The organism is Actinomadura sp. KC345 (assembly GCF_004348515.1).
Classification (GTDB): domain Bacteria; phylum Actinomycetota; class Actinomycetes; order Streptosporangiales; family Streptosporangiaceae; genus Spirillospora.
On the sequence record NZ_SMKH01000458.1, the window covers coordinates 1 to 4340 of the forward strand.

At 69.4% G+C, this 4340-nt stretch carries 5 protein-coding genes and 1 rRNA gene; 3 read left to right on the forward strand and 3 right to left on the reverse strand.

Going from position 1 to position 4340, the window contains the following annotated elements; translation table 11 throughout:
• Positions 1-21: 21 nt before the first annotated feature.
• Positions 22-138, forward strand: a 5S ribosomal RNA gene (gene rrf, locus E1281_RS37995).
• Positions 139-197: 59 nt separating this feature from the next.
• Here rrf and E1281_RS38000 read toward each other — a convergent pair.
• Positions 198-686 (reverse strand): tetratricopeptide repeat protein, encoded by a 489-nt coding sequence (locus E1281_RS38000; protein WP_131884542.1) that lies wholly within the window; start codon positions 684-686, stop codon positions 198-200.
• A gap of 1387 nt (positions 687-2073) precedes the next feature.
• Here E1281_RS38000 and E1281_RS38010 point away from each other — a divergent pair.
• Together E1281_RS38010 and E1281_RS38015 are read left to right on the forward strand one after the other, a co-directional pair.
• Positions 2074-2682: a TetR-like C-terminal domain-containing protein gene (locus E1281_RS38010; RefSeq protein WP_165959289.1), complete on the forward strand. Its 609-nt coding sequence runs from the start codon at positions 2074-2076 to the stop codon at positions 2680-2682.
• Positions 2679-3119 carry a PaaI family thioesterase gene (locus E1281_RS38015; RefSeq protein ID WP_131884545.1) on the forward strand — a complete coding sequence of 147 codons (441 nt, stop codon included), beginning with the start codon at positions 2679-2681 and terminating at the stop codon, positions 3117-3119. Before E1281_RS38010 ends, E1281_RS38015 begins: the two co-directional genes overlap by 4 nt.
• Before the next feature lie 12 nt (positions 3120-3131).
• Here the strand turns inward: E1281_RS38015 and E1281_RS38020 are convergent, their stop codons facing one another.
• Both E1281_RS38020 and E1281_RS38025 read right to left on the reverse strand, forming a co-directional pair.
• Positions 3132-3563 carry an SMI1/KNR4 family protein gene (locus E1281_RS38020; protein WP_131884546.1) on the reverse strand — a complete coding sequence of 144 codons (432 nt, stop codon included), beginning with the start codon at positions 3561-3563 and terminating at the stop codon, positions 3132-3134.
• 113 nt (positions 3564-3676) lie between these two features.
• Positions 3677-4340: hypothetical protein (locus E1281_RS38025; protein WP_207943756.1), on the reverse strand; the 664-nt coding region annotated here is incomplete at its 5' end.

Sequence of the window (4340 nt, forward strand, 5' to 3'; positions counted from 1 at the left end):
GGTGGGTGTTGGGGTTGGTCGTTCGGTGGTTTTGGCGAGGGGGAAACACCCGGTCCCATTCCGAACCCGGAAGTTAAGCCCTTCAGCGCCGATGGTACTGCATGGGAGACTGTGTGGGAGAGTAGGATACCGCCGGACTCATATTGCTGGAAGGGCCCCGCCGAAAGGCGGGGCCCTTTCTCATTTCTTGACGTTTTTCAGTCCTCCATCAGTGCCTTTGCGTAGTTGGAAAGTGAACGGTTGTACTGCGGCAGGTGACGCGAGAGTGCGTCGAGTGCCAATGACACAGCCTCCCGGTCGCGGCCGAGGTCAGTGAGGGCGAGCGCGAGAAACGCGGTGACGGCATCGTCGAGTTCATCGGATACCGCCTCGCGTTCCGCGGTCAGCAGTTCGACGCTTTCGGAGGCTCGGCCGAGGTTGCGAAGGGTGCTGGCGAACTGGATCGTCGCCTCACGTCGGCGTGAACCGGTGAGCCCGGCGGCGAAAGCCGACCTGTAATAGGTCGCGGCCTCCTCCTCGTTACCGATCGAGTCGTGCGCCGATGCCAGCTCGTAGTACGCGACGGGGTTTCCGGCCGGCAACTCCTGGGTGAGTCCCTGCAACTTCAAGAGGAAGTCTTCGGGCTCGTAGTCGTCAAAGGTGGCCCAAAGATCCGCGATGCGCTGCTCCCAACCTGTGTTGATCATGTGGCAAGACTAGTGGTGTGGTCAACGTGCTCTGGCGGCTGCTCGATCCCGCCGGACCGCGGCCTGGACGGCGAGCCGGAGGAGCCGTTGTGACACTGCGCAACGCTTGTGCAACCTGTGACAGGTGAGAATTGGATTGGTTCGACGAGAGTCGGAACCATGGTCGCGCCGGTGCCAACCCACACACTGCACCGGTGCGGCCACCCCGGCCGGGCGGTCGTCAGGCATTGCCCCCGTCCGGACGTCCCGGACCCGGCGGAGTCGATCGGCCATCCGCTGAGACCCGCGGCCAGTCGAGCGCCGACACGGACCGCGATTCGGCTGCTGAGCGCCAGCGTTCACGCCGCAGCCCTGTTGGAGGCTGCCGGGCGATGGCGGTCGTCTCGGTGGGGGAGGCGTCCGGCAGATCACTAGGCTCGCGTTCGTGATATCTCGGGACGAACTACTGCCATGGCTGATCTCTGCGGTGGGCCATTCATCGCCATTCCCGACAGTGTGCGCGACCAGTGGCACGGCGCCGACCCCGACTCCGACTTCGAGGGCCCCTATGACACTCGGGGCGACTACGGACGTGCCTGCCAGGCCACTGACGCCGACTACCACGTCGCCGTGATCGACGTCGGCGGCGCCCAGGCCCTCGTCCTCGGTGAGGGCAAGGGGGCAGCGACCTTCCTGCACGATCGACTGCTGTTCGTGCAGTACGCGCCGGACGGTCCAGAAAGCGAGTTCCTCGCCGGCCTCGATGCCCGACTCGCCGCCCCGGCCTGGCAGAGGTCGGCGCTCACCTGGACGGTCCCGGGCCCGGCCAAGCTGTTCGATTCCGCATGGCCAGGGGACGGTCCCGACGCTCGTCGTCGATGTCCCGCCGGAAACCTACGCGATCAGCTTCTGCGACTCGGGCAGCATCTTCGTCAAACTCGATGCCCTGTCGGCGGGCTGACGCCTCAGCAGCACAAGTTCCACAACCGAGCTCCTACTCTGCATTGTTGCCCGTACCCAGATCTTCACTCGGACGAGTACCCCGCCACCCGGCCGTGGTGGTCACTATCGCGCTGCGCCGCCTCGTCCGCCGCCACCAGCCACTCACTGAAGAGGTCCACGGCTTCGACCGGCTCATCGGCCCCTGCCCGAGCGACCTACCCGCTCTAACCGAGGCCAGCGGGAGCGCCCCCCGGCCAACTGCCGGCCGCCCGCGGGCGACGATCACGAGCGGATGCGCGCGCCGAATTCGACGTGCCTGCGGTGCCGTGCCACTACCTGCTGCCGGACGGAAACGGTCATCCGAACGCTTTCAATCCGCTGCCCGCTCACAGTGTGCGGGCAGCGGCAGAGTTTTTCGGATCAATGATCCGAAATGGGTTACCCTGGAGGAGTGGGCCGGACAAGGATGCGCACGGACGCGTTGCGCGAGGAGTTGCTCGCGGTCGCGGGGGACCTGCTGGCATCGGGTGGGAGCGGTGCGGTGACGACCCGTGCCGTCGCCGCCGGGGCCGGGTCCTCGCAGGCGGCGGTGAACGAGCTCTTCGGAGGCAAGGAGGGTCTGGCGCGCGCGTTGTTCGCCGAGGGGTTCGCCCGCCTGGCCGAGGAACTGTGGGCGCTGGACGGCACGGGCGACCCCGAGAGGGACGTGCTGGAGATGGCGCTGGCCCTCCGCTCCTTCGCGCACCGGTGTCCGCACCTCCACGAGGTCATGTTCTCCAGGCCGTTCGCCGAGTTCCGCCCCGGCCCGCAGGACGCCCGCGCCGCCGAGGAGATCTACGGGCTCGTCACCGGCCGGGTCGCCGCGGCGCTCGGCCCCGACCGGGCGAAGGGGACGGCGAAGGACGCCGCCATCGGGCTCTTCGCCACCGTGCAGGGGCTCATCGCGCTCGACTCGTCGGGGCTCCTCGGGAGCGGCCCCGAGCCGACCGACCACCGCTTCCGTTTCGTCGTGTCCGCGGCCCTTCGCGGTCTGGCCGACGCCTCTCGCACCGGATCTTCCCTGGAGGGACCATGACCCACGAACGCTCGCTATTCGTCCCCTGGGACCGCCCCAGTCCGATGCTCGACGCGATCGGCGGCTTCGCGCGTCATGTCAGCGACCCGCTGCGGGCAGGCTTCACCGTCGATGCCCCCAAGACGAACGCGCGCGGCCTCCTGCACGGCGGCGTGATAGCCGCCATCGGCGATGTGGCCATCGGCTACGCGCTCGCCGTCCGGAGCGATCCGCCTGCCGGGCTGGTCACCGTCAACCTGTCCTGCGACCTCCTCGGCACGGCGAGGGCGGGGGACTGGGTCGACGTCCTCATCACCCCGACGCGTGCGGGGCGGCGGCTCGCGGCCGGTACGGCGACGTTCACCTCCACCCGCGTCATCGCGCACGTCACCGCCCTGTTCATGCCGGCCGTCCCCGTGGGCGGCCCGACGGGAGATCGCGCCGCCGTCGCGTCCTGACCCGGGACGGGGCTACCGGTACCAGTCGTCGCCCCGGCCAAGGGACCGGGTGAGGTAGTCCAGGAGGTTCCGGGCCGCCCAGGAGCGGCTGTCATCCTCGTGGTCCCACACGAAGACGTCCGGTCGCGGCGGCGTCCGGACGAAGGCGAACTGGTCACCGCCGCCGTTGTCGCCGAAGAAGAGCAGTGCGTCGAAGGGCATGTACAGGTCGGCGAACGCGTCGTCCGACCAGAAACAGAGATTCTGCTCGACGATCTGCTCCAGCGGCCAGACCACGTCCACGCCGTGGTGACCGACGATGCCGTCCGTTTCCTGAAGCAGGCCGGTGAGCTCGGACGGCAGCGGACGTCCCAGGCGCTTCTCGGCCGCCGTCAGCGCGGCCGCATCGACGCCCGCGTCGAACTCGGCGTCCGCGTAGGCCCGGGACGCTGCTTCTCTCCACATGAGCGCAGCTTAGACGTCGTCTCATTTGAGGTGGTCATCCGGAATGCGGCGACGCCGACGAAGGCGGAGGTGGCAGACGTCAGCGGGCCGGGGCTTGCTCCCTGTTCGCCGCCTCACCTTGGCTCGGACTGCTTCATGCTTCGGCCGATGATGAGGACGGTGACCGGGGAGGAGACCAGCATCGCGATGAACCCGATGATCCGCACTCCCGTCACCGGCAGGGCGTGCGCGAGCTGCATGCCGAGCAGGCCGAGGACGGCGAAGTACGCGGCGGCGGCGAGCGGGGAGAGAGGGCCGACGGGCGGCGCCGCGCGCGTCCGGTGCCCGCCGAACAGCCGCAGCGCCGCGATGACCAGGGCGGCGGCGAGACCACCCATGGTGCCCACGGCCCCGAGGACGAAGAAGAAGCCGCCGCCGTCGGGGAGCAGTCCACCTCGCGGCAGCGCCTGCCTGGCGAGCAGCGCGACGAACAGGAGCAGGGCCGGCACGCCGAGCAGCCCGGTGAAGCCGAAACCCGCGGCGAGCGGCCCCCAGGTCCGCCTGCCATCCTCCTCGCTTTCCGCCTTCGGAGCGCTGAACGTCCGGCCGGCCCACGCCACGCCGGCGGGCCCGCCGAGGAGGCAGAGGAGGACGGCGCCGAACCAGCCCGCCGGCTCCGGATCCGTCCGGCCGGACGAGTGCTCCGGCGCGAACGACGGCACGTGCGGCGCCACCAGCGCGGCGATCACCGCGATCACGGCGCCGAACACCAGGAAAGCGGCGACCACGCCCCACCCC